Source organism: Spirulina subsalsa FACHB-351 (assembly GCF_026130165.1).
Classification (GTDB): domain Bacteria; phylum Cyanobacteriota; class Cyanobacteriia; order Cyanobacteriales; family Spirulinaceae; genus Spirulina_A; species Spirulina_A subsalsa_A.
Map to the genome: position 1 here is coordinate 15805 of NZ_JAIHOM010000001.1, position 16661 is coordinate 32465.

The 16661-nt window shown below is 46.1% G+C and carries 18 protein-coding genes; 11 read left to right on the forward strand and 7 right to left on the reverse strand.

From position 1 onward, the window contains the following. The first annotated feature begins 298 nt into the window (after positions 1-298). Positions 299-760, forward strand: a complete 462-nt coding sequence (locus K4A83_RS00060; RefSeq protein ID WP_265262322.1) for an FHA domain-containing protein — start codon at positions 299-301, stop codon at positions 758-760. A gap of 204 nt (positions 761-964) precedes the next feature. On the opposite strand, the gene K4A83_RS00065 is transcribed toward K4A83_RS00060, so the two are convergent. Further along, positions 965-1324, reverse strand: a complete 360-nt coding sequence (locus tag K4A83_RS00065) for a hypothetical protein (protein WP_265262323.1) — start codon at positions 1322-1324, stop codon at positions 965-967. A 318-nt stretch (positions 1325-1642) separates the two neighbouring features. Here K4A83_RS00065 and tmk point away from each other — a divergent pair, with 318 nt between their 5' ends. Then, positions 1643-2305 (forward strand): dTMP kinase, encoded by a 663-nt coding sequence (gene tmk / locus K4A83_RS00070; RefSeq protein ID WP_265262324.1) that lies wholly within the window; start codon positions 1643-1645, stop codon positions 2303-2305. On the opposite strand, the gene K4A83_RS00075 is transcribed toward tmk, so the two are convergent. Beyond that, complete coding sequence (locus K4A83_RS00075; protein ID WP_265262325.1) at positions 2295-4541, reverse strand: SulP family inorganic anion transporter; 2247 nt, start codon at positions 4539-4541, stop codon at positions 2295-2297. The genes tmk and K4A83_RS00075 overlap by 11 nt on opposite strands. Before the next feature lie 125 nt (positions 4542-4666). Between K4A83_RS00075 and K4A83_RS00080 the strand changes: the two genes are divergently transcribed. From K4A83_RS00080 to K4A83_RS00095, 4 genes are all read left to right on the forward strand, one after another. After that, the gene (locus tag K4A83_RS00080) at positions 4667-4918 is read left to right on the forward strand and encodes a 2TM domain-containing protein (RefSeq protein ID WP_265262326.1); all 252 of its coding nucleotides are present in this window, start codon (positions 4667-4669) and stop codon (positions 4916-4918) included. Between the two features lie 6 nt (positions 4919-4924). Next, positions 4925-5233, forward strand: a complete 309-nt coding sequence (locus K4A83_RS00085; RefSeq protein ID WP_265262327.1) for a DUF3181 family protein — start codon at positions 4925-4927, stop codon at positions 5231-5233. Positions 5234-5334: 101 nt separating this feature from the next. Further along, complete coding sequence (locus K4A83_RS00090; RefSeq protein ID WP_265262328.1) at positions 5335-6321, forward strand: GAF domain-containing protein; 987 nt, start codon at positions 5335-5337, stop codon at positions 6319-6321. Further along, complete coding sequence (locus K4A83_RS00095; RefSeq protein WP_265262329.1) at positions 6308-6784, forward strand: hypothetical protein; 477 nt, start codon at positions 6308-6310, stop codon at positions 6782-6784. Before K4A83_RS00090 ends, K4A83_RS00095 begins: the two co-directional genes overlap by 14 nt. A 223-nt stretch (positions 6785-7007) precedes the next feature. On the opposite strand, the gene K4A83_RS00100 is transcribed toward K4A83_RS00095, so the two are convergent. Further along, a complete protein-coding gene (locus K4A83_RS00100; protein WP_265262330.1) occupies positions 7008-7592 on the reverse strand; it encodes a thioredoxin family protein in 585 nt (194 codons plus the stop codon). 225 nt (positions 7593-7817) lie between these two features. Then, positions 7818-8027 carry a hypothetical protein gene (locus K4A83_RS00105; protein ID WP_265262331.1) on the reverse strand — a complete coding sequence of 70 codons (210 nt, stop codon included), beginning with the start codon at positions 8025-8027 and terminating at the stop codon, positions 7818-7820. 478 nt (positions 8028-8505) lie between these two features. Here K4A83_RS00105 and K4A83_RS00110 point away from each other — a divergent pair, with 478 nt between their 5' ends. Both K4A83_RS00110 and K4A83_RS00115 read left to right on the forward strand, forming a co-directional pair. Then, the gene (locus K4A83_RS00110; protein ID WP_265262332.1) at positions 8506-8880 is read left to right on the forward strand and encodes a DUF2237 family protein; all 375 of its coding nucleotides are present in this window, start codon (positions 8506-8508) and stop codon (positions 8878-8880) included. Between the two features lie 119 nt (positions 8881-8999). Beyond that, positions 9000-10163 (forward strand): pyridoxal phosphate-dependent aminotransferase, encoded by a 1164-nt coding sequence (locus tag K4A83_RS00115; protein WP_265262333.1) that lies wholly within the window; start codon positions 9000-9002, stop codon positions 10161-10163. 51 nt (positions 10164-10214) lie between these two features. Here K4A83_RS00115 and uvrB read toward each other — a convergent pair whose 3' ends face one another. After that, entirely contained in the window at positions 10215-12215 is a 2001-nt protein-coding gene (gene uvrB, locus K4A83_RS00120) for an excinuclease ABC subunit UvrB (protein WP_265262334.1), read from the reverse strand. 332 nt (positions 12216-12547) lie between these two features. On the opposite strand from uvrB, the gene K4A83_RS00125 reads away from it, so the two are divergent. Both K4A83_RS00125 and K4A83_RS00130 read left to right on the forward strand, forming a co-directional pair. After that, positions 12548-12994 (forward strand): hypothetical protein, encoded by a 447-nt coding sequence (locus K4A83_RS00125; RefSeq protein ID WP_265262335.1) that lies wholly within the window; start codon positions 12548-12550, stop codon positions 12992-12994. Positions 12995-13138: 144 nt separating this feature from the next. Beyond that, positions 13139-14395 carry an MFS transporter gene (locus K4A83_RS00130; protein WP_265262336.1) on the forward strand — a complete coding sequence of 419 codons (1257 nt, stop codon included), beginning with the start codon at positions 13139-13141 and terminating at the stop codon, positions 14393-14395. Positions 14396-14426: 31 nt separating this feature from the next. On the opposite strand, the gene K4A83_RS00135 is transcribed toward K4A83_RS00130, so the two are convergent. Further along, entirely contained in the window at positions 14427-14867 is a 441-nt protein-coding gene (locus K4A83_RS00135; RefSeq protein WP_265262337.1) for a DUF29 domain-containing protein, read from the reverse strand. Positions 14868-14989: 122 nt separating this feature from the next. Then, positions 14990-16042 (reverse strand): tetratricopeptide repeat protein, encoded by a 1053-nt coding sequence (locus K4A83_RS00140; RefSeq protein ID WP_265262338.1) that lies wholly within the window; start codon positions 16040-16042, stop codon positions 14990-14992. Between the two features lie 187 nt (positions 16043-16229). Between K4A83_RS00140 and K4A83_RS00145 the strand changes: the two genes are divergently transcribed. Then, positions 16230-16553, forward strand: coding sequence for a hypothetical protein (locus K4A83_RS00145; RefSeq protein WP_265262339.1), 324 nt, complete (start codon positions 16230-16232; stop codon positions 16551-16553). Positions 16554-16661 lie beyond the last annotated feature (108 nt).

Here is a 16661-nt window from a genome sequence, read left to right on the forward strand (position 1 = left end):
ACCCGGTTTGATGTAGTGCGATCGCGCAGCGTGACCTTTCCTTGCCTTCGGAAGGCTTCGCCCAGGTCAGGCTTTGCCAACGGAACGCCACGCGAAAGCCTAGCATTCCCAAGGAAAGAAATCGCCCTCAATCAAATTTCAGAGGTTTAACGAGACTGAAGCCAAGGAATATGACAAAATAGAAGAACAAGTAACCACTTAATAGATATCCATTTTTTTCTGGGCATTCTTGGTGAAAAAGTCACTTGGCTTTGTCCAAGTATTGATGCCAACACCCTAACCGCAAGAGCATTCACTGATGGCTGCAAAAACGGCAAAACTGCATCAAGAGCATTTATTGATCATCGAAGATGACAAAGGGAGGCGATCAGTCCCTCTGATTGAGGCCTCATACTCCATTGGTCGTGATCAAAGCTGTGATATTCGTCTGTCTTCACAGTTTGTCTCCCGTCGTCATGCGATCCTGAATCGACGATTACAGGCTGACGGCACATCCTTTTATGAGATCGTCGATGGAGACGAAAACGGCAAACGGAGTGTTAATGGACTGTTGATCAACGGCGTGAAACTGCAAGATCAGACCAATCACTCTTTACAACATGGAGATGAGGTTGTTTTTGGTCCTCAAGTTTTCGCGATCTATCAAGTCCGACAACGAGGGGTCATGCCTAGTGCTTCTAATGATGATCCCTTTGACATCACATTAATTGATCCAGCCATGATGATGGGTGATTTTGACGAATCTAGTCCCGATGAGTAGAATTGGGAGCGGTAGAAGATTCAACTCTAATAGGGAATAGGGCATAGACCAAAACTCTTGCTAATTCCCGACTCTCCGGCCAGCAGACTTTCTCAGCAAGCCCAAGCTAACCCAACTTTTCTGGGCAGCCCCCCCACCTCAATCAGTGGGGGCATTTCATGGCGCGACCCCCTCCTCCCGAGGGGGAGGTTAAGGGGGCCGCGACTAGACTTGACGAGTGGGATCAGCCGTTTTACGCAGTTTGCCTTGAGTTTGAGACTCGATAGCCTCTGTAACTTGATCAAACATTTCTCGACAATGATTTTGTGTTTGAAGAGGTAACTCTTCATTTTTGATCACAAAATTCATATTGACCCCCTGATTAGTCGCACGACTGCGATCAATCAGTGCTTCAACTGTTACCAACTTAGCGAAGGAAACGCGCCCCGGGATTTCTCGTCCCATCATGTAATCACCTGTATCATAGATGATCTCAAAGTTACAGGAGCGCAGGACTTCACCGAGCATCGGAACGAGATGATCGAGGGGGCCGGGCATATTGAATGAACAACTATAGCGAGCCATATCAAATATTCTCTTCTTTGACCCTAGACATCACATCGTTTAAACTCTTCCATCATATCGAACGAACCGAGAACGTCACGGGAGGGGAAGGGTTTTTTTTACAAAAATGGGATGTCCTTTACACATTTGACCCCTTATTTCAGGGGAAATCTTGACCCGTCCGGACAAAAAATTGACGGCAATCAAATCCACCCAAACTCAGAACCAACTGGACTTCAAGACGATGTGTCCTTGGCCTAAATCTCGGCCATATTTTAAGTTTGAGGGAAAGTTAGGAAAATTTGGGAAAAATTAAAGTCGTTTACCCGCCCAACTATCATGAGCAGAATACAACCGAACAGCCCACCCCAATATTTGACGGGACATTTTATTGTCTTTGAGGGGGGGGAAGGGGCTGGAAAAACTACTCAAATTGAGCGATCGCGTCTGTGGTTACAAAAACAATTGAGTCTAGATACACCCATTCTCGTCACCCGAGAACCAGGAGGGAGTCCTTTAGGTCAAGCCTTGCGGCACATTCTGCTAGAGGGGGAATCTATACCGGATCTAACAGAATTACTCCTTTATGCCGCCGATCGCGCCCACCATGTGGCGGAAGTTCTACAACCTGCCTTAGCCGAGGGAGCGATTATTTTATGCGATCGCTTTACCGATTCTACTATAGCCTATCAAGGCTATGGCAGAGGCTTAGACCTCACCTTAATTGAACAACTGAACCGCATCGCCAGCCAAGGTTTAGAAAGTTCCCTGACCTTGTGGCTTGATGTTGAAGTGGAACGAGGGCTAGCCCGCACCCACCAACGGGGAAAACGCGATCGCCTTGATCAAGCGGATTTAGCCTTTCACCAACGAGTTCAACAGGGTTTTAGAACCCTAGCCGCTCAATTTCCCCAGAGAATCATTCCTATTGATGCTAACGGGTCAGAGGAACAAGTTGCCACAAAAATTCAGGAAATCTTAACAAAGTGGTTCAACGCATAACCTTTAATTGTTGTTCCCGTCTAGCCAAACTATCACATAACAGGCGAATAATATAATCCCCCAATCGTTCCGCGAGATCCGGGGATTCTTGACGCATTTGGCTTAAAGCCTCTTGACTTAAACGGTAAAGTTGACAATCCGTATCTGCTACCACTGAAGTAGACAGGGGATTTTTGCCATAAAAGCGCATTTCTCCGAGCAAATTTCCCGCTTTAGCTGTTTGTAACCGCTTGGTTTGTCCATTGGGTAATTCTAACAAAACACTGACCTGACCTTGGGCAATAAAATAAAGGGCATCTCCCGGATTTTCCTGAGTATAAATAAAAGTTTGGGCTGGGAATGTTTGAGGCTGTAAATAGCCCATAAATCGTTCCACCTGTTGCTGTTGTAAAAACAGCGTCATCAAGTGTTGCTGGAACTCATCCCCCGAAAAACTACAACAGCCTGCCTGTTCTAATAACTGAGTTTCGCACCATTCCAAACCTCGATCCAAATCGGGAAAAATGTGGCAAAAATCCGCCTCTTTTTGCAATCCCCCACCCTTAGCTAGTTGTTCCTGAAAAGTTAGAGAAATATTAGTAAAAACCAGTTGAATTTGCTGTTTTTGGGCAATTTTTAGGATTTTACTACAACTTAAAACCGCCGAGGAATCTACTCCTGTCACCCGACCAAAATCAATGATTAAATACTGAACAGGTAAAGACTCAGAATTCTCGACTCGCTGTTTGACTTGATTCAGTAAATAATTCGCCGTCCCGAAAAAGAGAAACCCTTGTAACGCTAAGATAAAAATTCCTTGACCTTTTTCCTTGAGGATGCTTAATTCCTCGGCATTGCGCTCTACATTACTGCGGGTCATGTCCCCGGATAAGACCTCTTTTGCTACATTAACATGGCTGTATTGATACATAAATAAAATCACCGTGAAAATAAACCCCACGAGAATTCCCTGTAGAAAGCCAAAACTATTAATCGTAATTAAAATAATCCAAACAATAGCATAGTCTACTAAGGGCAACTTAAACCAGCCATGATAGAGCCATTGGATTAATAAAGAGAGTCCTAGATAGAGCAATAAACAGCCTAAAATCGGTTTAGGAAAGTAGGACAAAAAAGCCGACCCAAAAGATAAAACTGCCAAACAGGGAACAGCCGTAAACAGTCCAGTTAAACGACTATGACCGCCAATTTCGTGAACCAGTAAGGTACTGGGTAAGGCTTGATTGCCTACCATTCCACTCCCAAACCCGGAGGCTAAACTGGCTAATCCAATGGCTTTTAACTCCCGGTTCAGTTGAATATCTTGCCCAACCACTAACTCAATGCCGCTGTTACTTAAAACCAAGGAAAGTAAACTAATTAACATGACGGTGATCATCGCACCCAGTTGGGAAAAAATTGCTGACCATTGGACTTGAGCCAGATGAGAAAATCCCAAGGGTTGCCAGAGTCCTCCTTGAGGAAATTCTGCCAATAACCACCCATCTAAACGCGCTTCGTAGATAGAGGTTTGGGTGACAAAAAGGCATAAGTAAAAGACTCCAATTAAGCTAATTAATGTCCCCGGCATCACTAAATAATGTTTGAAGCGCTGGGACATAAACAGGAGAATCAGCGTAAAGATTAAACCGACTCCCCAATGGAGTAAACAATGGGGCGTAAAAAGTTGGGCAAGGGTATAAAAGGAGAGGGAAAAATCCGTCGTAACTTGGAAAAAACCATTGACTAATAACCATCCTGTCCCGGCCATAAATCCCCCGACTACGGGATAGGGAATGAAGCGGATGGCATCACCGAGTTTAAGCTGGCCGAGGGTGAATAAACAAGATCCGGTGAGAAAGGAGGTCAGCGCGATCGCAACTGTCACCGTGATCAGGATTTCCCCCGGACTGGCTTGGTTTTGCAGGTCTTGAGCAATTGACCCTGCCATAAGGGCTAAAATAGCGGTAGGGGCGGCCAGAGGGGTGGCAATCATCCCCGGCAAGGCGCTAGTTAGGGCCACCACCGCACTCACCACCGCCGCACTAAATACCGTCATGCCAATACCTGCCGAGAGGTAGACGGAAAGACTGCCAGAAAAAATCAAGGCCGCGTAGGAAATCGCCCGAATGACCCCAATAATGCCCGTCACCAGTCCGGCTGTTACACTGGGGATCAGTTGCTGAGGGTGAAAGGCAGCGCGCAGGGGATCGAGGAGTTGGGGGAAATAGTGCCGCCAGACAACTTGTTGAGTCATGGGGGAGGGGAGAGTATGAGAAGGAAAGACGTTCTCCCCTATAATAAGTTCATGCGTGAACGATTTGGGGTCACTGATTCGCCTTGTCCAGTGTTGCCCCCTTCGACTGTATTAAGGAGAATCCTATGCCTCCCCGTTGGCCTCGTCAACCTGACCGCAATGATCCGGCTTACCGTCGTTTAGATGACCGGATGAATTTTGCCCTCCATGTGGCGGTTTTTGCCGCTTGTAATTCCGGTTTGTGGTTTGTGGATATTGTCCGTCAAGCGAACTGGGACTGGGTAATCTGGGTAACAGGGGTTTGGGCCGTGGTGGTGTTGTGCCATTTGGTCTATATTATGGCGATCGCAGACTATTCTGTAAAATCCGATCTCTAAAAGCCGATGGTTGACTTTCACACGACAGAAGTAATCGAGAATTTAGCCGCCGAAATTGGCAAAGTGGTTTATATTGACGTGGCAAAATGGCACCTGTACCTAACGGATGCCAAACTCCATACTGTAGTCGCCCAACAAGTTTATCCCTTGCTGGTCGAGAATGATTTGAATGAAGATAATGTTACCCGCCTTTTAAGCAATATCCCAGTCAAAATTGGGGGGGGAAAACGAGAGGTTCCCTTAGGGGATTTATTGCCGCTACAGTGTCAGGTGGATTTAATGGATTTATTGGAAGAGTTTCAGCGTCAGCTTTAGTTGAATATTGATCAACAATTCAAGATGGTGCATCTTCCCAGAGGGGAGGGAACTTTAGATTAAGAGCCTGTCCACAGACCTATTTGAGTGACCGAAACATCATGAGCGATCGCGACCTCTCCCAACTGTCCCCCGCCGAATTGATACAGGAAATCGAAACCCTGCGTCAAGAACAGGCGAAACTCCAGAAAATTAAACTGGCTTTTGATGCTCAAGATGAGTTAGTGCGATCGCTCATTTCCATGGGACGGGCCGCTACCGGACGGCTAATGTTGCGCTCCATGTTACTGCAAACCACTAAAATTTCCATCAAACTCACCGAGGCCGAAGAAAGTAGTTTATTTTTGCTCAATCAAGAAGGGCGAGTCACCGAAAGCGTTTTAGCACGAGGGGCTACTCTGCGGGAAGAACGCGATGTTCTGATTGGCAAAGTGTTAGACCAAGGTTTAGCGGGCTGGGTCGTCCGTCATCGTCAAATTGGTTTAGTCCGTGATACGAAACAGGATGAACGCTGGGTCACACTGCCCAATCAACCCTATACTGTCGGTTCTGCCCTTTGTGTGCCGATTTTACGCGGTAAAGTGTTGTTGGGAATTCTCACCCTCACCCACCCTAAACCGGAGCATTTTAATCAAGAATCAGCCGAATTAATCCAAATGTGCGCCACTCAAATGGCCTTAGCCTTGGATAATGCCCGACTCTATATGCAGGAACACCAACAACGGGAAAAATCCCAAGCCGAAGATGAGGAGTATCTAGAAAGGGAACGAGATTTATCTCAGTTGGGAATGTTCATTATTGCCGACACGGGCAAGTTTTTATATGCCAATAATCAAGTCGCGGAGATGTTTGCCTACGATTTTGGCGAGCTAGTCGCCCTAGATTCCATTTTAAAGCTGGTTTCCACTCGTCATTATCATGTCGTAGCGGATCAGTTTTCCCAATGTATTAAGGGGTTTACGTCTACCCTTTCTTGTCGTTGTCAAGGGCAAAAGAAAAATCGTCATGTGATGGACATTGACCTCTACGCGACTCGGACTAAGTTTTTCGGGAAGTATATATTAATTGGTGTGATTGAGTTGGTGTAAAGAATTAATAATTAATGATTATAAATTATTAATTATTCCCTATTCTCTAGATATGAACCCTTGGCATAATTTTAAGCAACAACCCTGGTCTATCTTGTTCTTGGTGGCTGGGATGACGGTACTATTGGGGACAATCGCCGATCAGCTTTTAGTCTTAGTGTTGAGGCAATCTGAGGCGGCTAACACCCTGTTATCCCCTCTATTTAGTCCGCCTTGGGAGGAAGTCATGCCCTTTTTTGTGGGGTTAGGTTTGGGGGTGTTAGGGGTTCTCTTGGCTCAAAGACAGCGATCGCACTTAATGTTAAATAGTGGGACTCTGTGGGCGTTAGTCCTCTGTTTACTGGTCAGTGTCATCGTTAAAAGTGCCATACTCCCCTATGGCATCCTACAGATGTCCGGTGTCACCCTAACTGGAATCATTGTCGGGGTGTTTTGGAAAGGTCGCCCCTACTGGTCTAGGTGATGTATCTCTAGAACAAAACTGGCACAGTTTCAGGAATTTTACGTTCAGGCACTGTGGTTTCTCTGGGAACAATCGGGTTGACACAAAAAACCTGCTGTTTCCAGCAGGTTGAATAATGCACATTATCACTAAATAACCGACTGGTTATTTCCTAGCTCATCTTTTATCATAGCTAATTCACGGATCTGAGTACATCCCCTAAATGGGTGAATTTGGCAACGGTTTAAGCACCAAAATAGGGAGGCTCATTACCGGGTTTCCACTTGATATTACAGCCAATACTGGGTTTTTGGTCAGGGGGAAGGGGTTGATTGGTTAAAAGGGCATCAATGGCAGCGCGTAGGTCTTGACCATTGACCGGGAGATCATTGCCCGGACGACTATCATCTAACTGACCGCGATAAACCAGTTTGCGATCGCCATCAAACAAGAAAAAATCTGGAGTGCAGGCAGCCGTATAAGCTTTAGCCACCTCCTGCGTCTCATCATATCCCATCGGAAAGGTGAAGCCTAACATCTGGGCCATATCCTTTAAGCGGTCTGGAGCATCATCTGGGTAGTTTTCCACATCATTAGAATTAATCGCCACCATTCCTAACTCACTGTCTCCATAATCGTTTCCCAAGCGGGCTAATTCTTCTTGAATATGCTTGACAAAAGGGCAGTGACGACAAATAAACATCACCAACAGTGCTTTTTTGTTCTCAAAGCTGGCTAAAGAAATCTGATTCCCGGATACCACATCCAGCAGTTCAAAATCTGGGGCAGAGGTTCCTAGAGGTAACATGGTTGAAGCAGTGCGCACCATACTTTACGTTGTCTCTCCTGTTTTAAGGGTTTTCAATCTATTATCTGGGACGTTGGGAGACTTCTACCAAGAAAAAACCAGCCAACTCGTCAATTCTGGCCGGCTGATCAATCAAAACTGGATCAATGGAGAAAAGTTAAAAACGTCAAAACTCGGGGAACAAATCTGAAAAAATCTTTAAAAAACTGGTCTGAACAACCGTATCTTAAGCTCTCGGCAGGGAATCTAGGAAGCCACAGCGACTTTAGATCGTTCAAACTGTAACACCAGCGCTGTGCTGACAGAGACTTGAGACAAGCCTAAGATATTCCGTTGAGGCTGTTCCGCAAAGTTAGGCATTTCTGAGTGGCAGTGAGAACAATACCAATAAATACCCGAGTGCCTAACATGGCGGAGAAGTGTAGAAGAACAACAAGGACAAGATGCGTGAGACATAGGACTTAGGGGGAGTGAATCAGGAGCAGGGACAAAAGTAAGCTGGTCACTGGCGCTCATCTTCTAGGGCTTGGGAATGGGGATCAAGGTTAATAGCAGATGGAACGCTTTTCGCCTACGGTTTATACAATACTGAGTAAATGTGAGCTTTTTGTGAGTAATTCCACTTTTTTGTGGAGAATTGTTAATTGTAAAGAAAACCTTAAGATGCTTAATGAACGCCAACAACCATGTTAAACAATCTGGGGGTTTTTGGGGGTAAAAAAGAGCCTTAAGCCTTACCCTACATTAATCTGATGCTCGTTGGTTGGCGGTGCTGATTATTTTTCAACAATCGTTTTTTACCTAATTATTCGCCTTAAGAATGTGACATAAATCACAAATTTACCCTGTTTTGACTAAGGGGAGCTATAACACCCCAGTTAAAATAGTTTACATAATGTTAAATTTGCCGAAACGTGAGGATAAATTACCAATAATGTCTGATGCCAAAAATGTATTAGGAGAACCTTTAAAGATTTGTTGTACTGCTCCCTTGACGGGGTTTTATCGTAATGGTTGCTGTGACACTGGGTCGGGTGATCGCGGATTGCATACGGTATGCGCCCAAGTGACGGCGGAATTTTTGGACTATACTCGGCGACAGGGCAATGATTTAAGCACGCCAGCCCCCCAGTATAATTTCCCGGGGCTAAAAGCCGGAGATCGTTGGTGTTTGTGTGCTGGGCGCTGGAAAGAAGCCCTAGAGGCTGGTGTTGCCCCTCCAGTGGTATTGTCAGCGACCCATGAAGCGACCCTAGGGGTAATCTCCTTGGAGGATTTACAGATCCGGGCGTTGGAGGAAGGGAAATAGGGGAGTCGATCAAGGCACAATCTAAAAAAGTAGTGAAAAAATCGGGGATTTGGGCGATCGCACTTTAGGCTAATAAAACACCAAACAATCTAAACCATGAAATGGGGGTGTTATTCACTGTGAAACTAGCCTCACGAGTCGCCCAAGTCCCGCCTTCTGTTACCCTAGCCATATCTGCAAAGGCTAAAGCGATGAAGGCCGAAGGATTAGATGTCTGTAGCTTTAGCGCCGGAGAACCCGATTTCGATACCCCCGTTCATGTCAAGGAAGCCGCCAAAAAGGCACTAGATGAAGGGAAAACCCGCTATGGTCCGGTGGCGGGGGAGCCGAAACTCCGGGAAGCCATTGCCCGCAAACTCCAACAGGACAATCAACTGAACTACGAAGCTCAAAACGTAATTGTCACCAATGGGGGCAAATACTCTCTATTTAACTTGATTTTGGCTCTCATTGAGCCGGGGGATGAGGTGATTATTCCCGCTCCCTATTGGCTGAGTTATCCAGAAATGGTGAAGCTGGCCGGGGGAACTCCGGTGATTGTGACTACAGATGCCAGCAATGGCTACAAAATTACCCCAGAACAGCTTAAGGCGGCTACTACACCCAAAACCAAGTTATTTGTCCTGAACTCTCCCTCTAATCCCACAGGCTGCGTTTATACCCCCGATGAAATCCGTGCTTTGGCCGCGATGGTGGTCGAATTAGATATCTGGGTCGTTTCCGATGAGATTTACGAGAAAATCCTCTACGACGGAGCCACCCATTTAAGTATTGGGGCCGTCAGTCCAGAAAGTTTTGCTCGGACGATTATTAGTAATGGTTTCGCGAAAAGCTACGCCATGACGGGGTGGCGGATTGGTTACGCGGCCGGTCCAATTGAAATTATTAAGGCAATGAACACCATTCAAAGCCACAGTACGTCAAATGTCTGTACCTTTGCTCAGTATGGTGCGATCGCGGCCATAGAAGGCAGTCAGGAACAAGTGACTCAGATGGTCAAGGCCTTTGATGAGCGTCGGAAGTACATCTTAGAACAGATTGGGTCGATGCCTAAACTCAGTTGTCCTACTCCCGAGGGGGCATTTTATGTGTTCGTCAACATCGGCGAAACGGGTTTATCTTCGGTGGATTTTTGCAGTAAGTTGTTAGAAGCCCATCAAGTGGCCGTGATTCCGGGGGCGGCTTTTGGGGCTGATGATTGTATTCGGATGTCCTATGCGACAGATATGGAATCTATTGCCAAGGGATTAGACCGAATTCGTCAGTTTGTGGAGACGGTTTAATTGACCTAGGGCTTGCTAAATAACTCTACTTGTGGGGCTAGGGAACAAGCCCTAGATATGACCTAAGAGGCGATCGCGCAATTTTTGGATGCGATCTCGATACTTAGCCGCTTCCTCAAATTCCAGCTTTTGGGCGGCCTCTTTCATCTGCACTTCTAACTGTTCAATCAAGGTCGGAATCTGCTCTAACGGCAAGTCAGCCTGAACTTCATAGATTTGTTCTAATTCCTGACGATTTAGACGACGGGAAATGTCCAAGAAAGCCAGAATCGCATTGGGCGATCGCTTTTGAATCGGTTGGGGTGTAATATTGTGCCGTTTATTGTAAGCCAGTTGAATCCCCCGACGGCGTTCCGTTTCGTCAATCGCCCGAATCATACTATTTGTCAGATTATCGGCATATAAAATCGCCTGACCTCGCACATGACGCGCTGCTCGACCAATGGTTTGAATCAAAGAGCGTTCAGCCCGCAAAAACCCTTCTTTATCCGCGTCCATAATCACCACTAAAGACACTTCCGGCAAATCTAAACCTTCCCGCAACAAATTCACCCCAATTAACACATCAAACTCCCCTTCTCGTAACCCCTGTAAAATCTCAATCCGTTGGATGGATTGAATTTCAGAATGGAGATAACGCACCCGAATATTATGTTCTTGGAAATATTCCGTTAAATCCTCCGCCATTCGTTTAGTTAGCGTTGTAATTAACACCCGCTCCTGTCGTTTCACCCGGTCTTGAATTTCCCCATATAAATCATCAACCTGTCCCTCTGTCGGTCGCACAAAAATTTCTGGATCAAGGACTCCTGTCGGTCGGATAATTTGTTCTACAATCGCCTCCCCCGACTGTTCCATTTCCCAATCTCCCGGAGTGGCTGAAACAAAAATACATTGGTTCACTTTAGCCCAAAACTCCTCGGCTTTTAAAGGTCGATTATCCGCCGCACTGGGTAAACGAAACCCATGATCAACCAGTACCTTTTTCCGGGCTTGATCGCCATTGTACATCCCCCGAATTTGGGGAACTGTAACATGAGATTCATCAATAACTAATAGCCAATCTTTCGGAAAATAATCCACTAAACATTCCGGCGGTTCTCCTGCTTTTCGTCCGGCTAAATGGCGAGAATAATTTTCCACTCCGTTACAGTAGCCCACTTGTCGCAACATCTCTAAATCGTAACGGGTACGCTGTTCCAACCGTTGAGCTTCTAATAGTTTACCCGCCTTTTGTAGGGCTTCTAATTGTTCGTTAAGTTCTGTTTCAATGTCTTGACAAGCAGACTCTAACTTCTCATCAGGCGTGACAAAGTGGCGGGCGGGGTAAATATTCACGGCCGAGAGACTTTGTAGAATTTCTCCCGTGAGGGGATCTAAATAACGAATGCCGTCTATTTCATCGCCAAAAAACTCAAGGCGAATCACCCGATCCTCGTAGGCGGGGACAATTTCTAAAACATCTCCCTTCAGACGGAAATTGCTGCGCTTTAGTTCGGTATCATTGCGGCTATATTGCACCGAGACTAAATCCCGTAATAATTGCCGTTGATCACATTCTGCTCCGACTCGTAGAGGAATGGCCGCTTTGAGGTATTCCGCAGGTATCCCTAAGCCATAAATACAACTAATTGAAGCCACTACAATTACATCATCCCGTTCAAAGAGGGAGCGAGTCGCAGAGTGGCGCAACATATCGATTTCATCGTTAATAGAGGCGGTTTTTTCAATATAGGTATCACTCACCGGAAGATAGGCCTCGGGTTGATAATAGTCGTAATAACTAATAAAGTATTCAACCGCATTTTCGGGGAAAAATTGCCGCAATTCGTTGCACAATTGAGCCGCTAGGGTTTTATTATGGGCAAGGACGAGGGTCGGTTTACCGATATTGGCGATGACACTGGCAATGGTAAAGGTTTTTCCGGTGCCGGTTGCCCCGAGGAGGGTTTGTAAACGGTTGCCTTGTTGGACTAAATCCGTCAGTTGTGCGATCGCCGCAGGTTGATCTCCCGTCGGTGTAAAGGGTGCTTGGAGGTGGAATTGCGCCATAAAGTAAAACTTTTCGCCCCAATCATGAATTTTTATAGATTATTGTTACAGATCCCTGTATTTTTAGAGTGGGGAGCTTCGACCGACGTTAAATTAAGTTTAAAATTTAGCCACTTATTCTTAAAATTGTAGTAGAGCAGTCCACCTAGTACAAGCCCAAGGGTTAACCAACTAAGATGAGCAATGCCGCCAAAGCACCCAAACCTGTGAAAAACAGTGTTACAACTCAAAGTTCGAGCAACAAGACACCGGATCTAAAAACTTCTGATGCAAAAACTTCTGATGCAAAAACTTCTGATGCAAAAACTTCTGAAGACAAGGGAGAAAAAACTGTGAGTGGTGATAATGCAACGGCTGTTAATGGCAGAGATAACACCAGTAAAGATACCATAAACAAAGATAACACCAGTAAAGACAATAAAGGAAAAGAGGAAATGGGTAAACCAGAAACAGGAATTGTGGCAGCTACTTCTCAAGGGGGTTTGGCTCCCGCTAGTCAGAAATCTGCGGGTTTAGTCTACCAATCTTCCACCAGATTACCCCAAAACCGCCCGATTGAACCCAGTCATCTAAAAGTGGTGGGAACTTACGATACGATGGGCTTACGTCCGGTGACTTCCAGTGGCTTAGATATCAGTAGCAGTATGGTGGTGTCGGGCAATCGTCCCATCATGAAAAGTACGTTAGCTATTAGCCAGAGTTACAGTATTATGGGCAATCGTCCAGTGGCTTCTAATGAAATTGAAGACATGAGTACTTTAATTGGTTATCTCGATTAGGGACAACTTTTGAATCTTGATTTTAAAGATCAATTTTTTGGGTAATTCATTTTTTTTAGCCCCTTAGGGTACGCGCAAACGTACCCTCTTTTTGTCCGAGTTTAGCTTTAAGTATTAACCTGAATCTTAGTCCGCACCAAACTTATGAAATCTTGGTTTCCCCAACTCCCTATTCCGGTTTGGATTTTAGCGTTTGGTCGTTTATTGTCTCAAGTGGGGACAGGATTCACACTTTTTTATGCCCCCATTTTCTTTGTCAATCAAGTGGGACTCTCGACGACTCAGGTGGGACTAGCATTAGGGAGTCAGGCTGTTTCTGGTATCGTGGGGCGCTTTGTGGGGGGCAGTTTATCGGATTCTCCTGAGTGGGGGAGACGCAAAACGTTGTTACTGTCGGCGGCCATTTCGGCTTTGGCCGATGGGGTGTTTTTCCTGACCCACAATTTCCCTCTGTTGGTGTTGGGTTGTTTGTGTATGGGGTTGGGTATTGGTTTGTACTGGCCGGCAACGGAGGCGGTGGTAGCCGATTCTACGGGGGTCGAGAAGCGCGATGAAGCGTTTGCGGTGACTCGTTTGGCGGATATGATTGGATTGGGGGTGGGGGTAATTTTAGGGGGCTTCATGGCGACCCTAGGCCTCTATCGTTGGTTGTTTGTGGTGGATGGGATCTCGTTTGTTTTGTTTTTCGGCTTGATCTATGGGGCGATCGCAGAAACTCGTCAAGGTAATCCTTCGAGTGAGTCACTTTCCCAGCGTTGGGTGTTGGCACTGGGCGATCGCCTTTTCCTGATCTATCTTGTCGTTAACGTCCTCTTCACCACCTACATTTCCCAAATTCAAAGTAGTCTCCCCCTCTACTTCTCCAACTTTGTCCCCGGCAGTGCTAACGACACCGGATTCCCCCCCCAAACCATTAGCCTGTTATTCAGTTTTCATATTGTCTTAGCCGCCCTCTTACAATTGCCTATGGTGCGGATTCTCAGTCATTTTAGCCGTCCCCATGCCCTGATGTTTTCTCTCTGTGGCTGGGGGGCGGGATTTGCCTGTGTTTGGCTAACGGGACAGGTGTCTGATTATGCCATTATCCCGGCTGTCCTCAGCTTGGGCATTTTAGCCGCTTCCACGGTGAGTTATGTCCCCTTTGCCTCCAGTTTTGTGGTTGATCTGGCCCCTCAATCCCTACGGGGAATTTACCTCTCCCTGAATTCCCAATGTTGGGCGATTGGCTACCTCATTGGCCCTCCTTTAGGGGGCTGGGCGCTGGACCAAAAACCCGCCATTGTTCATGGTTTTTGGGTGTTGGCGACCTTGAGTACGGGGGGGGGATTGTTGATTTTAGGGTATCTACAAAAACTTTGGGGCGATCGCATTCAATCCGGTGATCAAGGGAATAGGGACTAGGGGGAATTCATGAATTCTCCCTAGGATGGGGTCAAAAGATCAAATCGTCAAGAGAATAAGGGGATTGCTCCGGTAAATTGACGTCATATTCAGCTTCAACAATTTCAACGGCATCCTGATAAATCTCGGTGAACTGGTTTTCAAGTTTAGGCTTCATACTGGGGGCGTATTTACCTTTTAAATTTTTCTGAAAAGCAATGACTTCCGCCTTCCATTTCCTATGACATTCTTCTAAAGGAACGTAGTCAACTTTTAAACGATGTTCAATTTGTCTTCTTAATAAACTAACGACCGCATTATATTCACTCCGTCCCAAACTTTCAATTTCCTCAATAATATTGTCCCAGTCTAAGTCTTGTAACTCCTGCCAGTTGTGATAAGTATTAACCAAATTTCGCAAGGCCTGAGCTTGTTCTATTGTCCATTGATGATAGTCTCTCTCGTAACTATTCGTTTTCCTGTTTTGAGTCATTTCACCTATTCCCTATTCCCGACTCCCCGAGTTATTCAGCAAGTCCTAATTATCAAGTATTAATTATTAATTCCCTGAGACAAAAGGACATTCAGGCTGAACTTGTCAGCCTTGCCGATTGCCTATTCATCACTACTCAAAGCTTGTTCAATAATCTGCAAATTTTCCCGCGCTGTAGTGTAGTTTCGATCTAAACGTAAAGCCCGTTCAAACTGCTGTTTAGCTCCTGCGAGATCCCCACTTTGGGCAAGGGCAGACCCGAGGTTATTATGGCGGATAGCACTAGGTTGGAGTTGCACAGCGCGACGGTGGGCGGCAATGGCTTCCTCTAGTTGTCCCATTTCGCTTAAAACGTTGCCGAGGTTACTGTAGGCGATCGCATTATTCCCATCCAAAGCAATCGCCCGTTGATAAGCCTCAAGTGCTGCCTCTAGTTGCTCATTGGCTTTGTAGGCAATTCCCAGATTGATATAGGCTTCAAGATGATTCTCCTCCAATTCAAGGGCTTTTAGATAAGCGTCAATGGCTTGGGGATAATTGCCCTGCGCCATCAGGGTAATGCCTAAATTATAGTAGCGGGTGGCCGTGGGTTCAATTTGAATAGCCCGGGCATAGGCTTGAATGGCTTGTTCTAAGTTGCCTTGGGCGCTAAGAAGGTTGCCGAGATTATTATGAGCTTGGGCATAATTGGGGTCAAGGGCGATCGCACGACGGTACGCATTCAGGGCATCTCTCGTCCGGCCTTGGGCCCGTAATACGACCCCCAAATTACTGTAGGCAATGGCAAAATTCGGGTCAAGATCAATAGCCTGTTGATAGGCAGAACGCGCCACCGAGAGGTTATTCTGGGCTTTAAAAGCATTGCCCAAATTGTTGTAGGCGATCGCATTATTCGGGTCTAGTTCAATCGCCTTTTGATAGGCCGCCACCGCCTCATCCACGGCCCCCTGTTCCATCAACGCCAGACCCAAATTAATATAAGCCGAAGGATTATCCGGAGCCATCTCCAGCACCTGTTGCCAAATCCCTACAGCCCCCTCATAATTCCCCTCCTGATAAGCCCTATTCCCCGCTTGAAACAGTTGTTCAATGCGTGAACTTTGTCCATAGGCCGGAGACAGAGAAACCGTTAAAAACAAACTCAAAAACAGTGCCAAGCCAAAGCGAGTTTTCATAATCTACTATTAAGCCTTGAGATTTTGCTAGTTCAAATATACTATCAAAATATACTGCAAACCATCTAGTCCACAGGCTAACACGCAGGCAATTGTTCCGGTTGAGGAAATTTGCCCTCGGAACAATTAAACAGAAGCGAAACGAAACTGCTAACGTGAGAAGAAGGATTAAAGCAAAGGGTTAGGCATGACAGTGAACAAGAAAACCGAAACCAACCATCCCCCAGAAGCCATTCCCCCCCAGCGGCCGATTCCCCCCGTGAGTCGTCCCACCCAAACCCTCAAAAAACCCCAACAATCCACCAAAGTGGAAAAACCTAAACGTCGCGAAAAAAAAGAAATTGTCCGTTTGTCGGAATATGAAGGGTTAAAAGCAGGGGATCAAGTGGTTTTACCCTATACCCGTCAAAAGGTAGAGTTACAGTATTTTACTCTGAGTCCCAGTGGGGTTCCTTTTGCCGCCTTTGAAGGGGGGGCTGTCGCTGTCCCTTGGCTGCTATCGTTAGAGTAAACAGTTAGCCTTGACATCCGCCCCGCCGTAAACGGACGGGAATTCTATCTATTTCAACAGGTCAAAAATTGACAATTGTTGAAATGCTGGATGGGATAAACCGGGGAC

Bases quoted from the DNA above. Each gene is read 5' to 3' on its own strand.
- K4A83_RS00130 (WP_265262336.1), top strand. From the start codon at position 13,139: ATGAAATCTTGGTTTCCCCAACTCCCTATTCCGGTTTGGATTTTAGCG.
- K4A83_RS00145 (WP_265262339.1), top strand. From the start codon at position 16,230: ATGACAGTGAACAAGAAAACCGAAACCAACCATCCCCCAGAAGCCATT.
- K4A83_RS00135 (WP_265262337.1), bottom strand. From the start codon at position 14,867: ATGACTCAAAACAGGAAAACGAATAGTTACGAGAGAGACTATCATCAA.
- K4A83_RS00110 (WP_265262332.1), top strand. From the start codon at position 8,506: ATGTCTGATGCCAAAAATGTATTAGGAGAACCTTTAAAGATTTGTTGT.
- K4A83_RS00065 (WP_265262323.1), bottom strand. From the start codon at position 1,324: ATGGCTCGCTATAGTTGTTCATTCAATATGCCCGGCCCCCTCGATCAT.
- K4A83_RS00100 (WP_265262330.1), bottom strand. From the start codon at position 7,592: ATGGTGCGCACTGCTTCAACCATGTTACCTCTAGGAACCTCTGCCCCA.
- tmk (WP_265262324.1), top strand. From the start codon at position 1,643: ATGAGCAGAATACAACCGAACAGCCCACCCCAATATTTGACGGGACAT.
- K4A83_RS00085 (WP_265262327.1), top strand. From the start codon at position 4,925: ATGGTTGACTTTCACACGACAGAAGTAATCGAGAATTTAGCCGCCGAA.
- K4A83_RS00090 (WP_265262328.1), top strand. From the start codon at position 5,335: ATGAGCGATCGCGACCTCTCCCAACTGTCCCCCGCCGAATTGATACAG.
- K4A83_RS00060 (WP_265262322.1), top strand. From the start codon at position 299: ATGGCTGCAAAAACGGCAAAACTGCATCAAGAGCATTTATTGATCATC.
- K4A83_RS00140 (WP_265262338.1), bottom strand. From the start codon at position 16,042: ATGAAAACTCGCTTTGGCTTGGCACTGTTTTTGAGTTTGTTTTTAACG.
- K4A83_RS00105 (WP_265262331.1), bottom strand. From the start codon at position 8,027: ATGTCTCACGCATCTTGTCCTTGTTGTTCTTCTACACTTCTCCGCCAT.
- uvrB (WP_265262334.1), bottom strand. From the start codon at position 12,215: ATGGCGCAATTCCACCTCCAAGCACCCTTTACACCGACGGGAGATCAA.
- K4A83_RS00080 (WP_265262326.1), top strand. From the start codon at position 4,667: ATGCCTCCCCGTTGGCCTCGTCAACCTGACCGCAATGATCCGGCTTAC.
- K4A83_RS00075 (WP_265262325.1), bottom strand. From the start codon at position 4,541: ATGACTCAACAAGTTGTCTGGCGGCACTATTTCCCCCAACTCCTCGAT.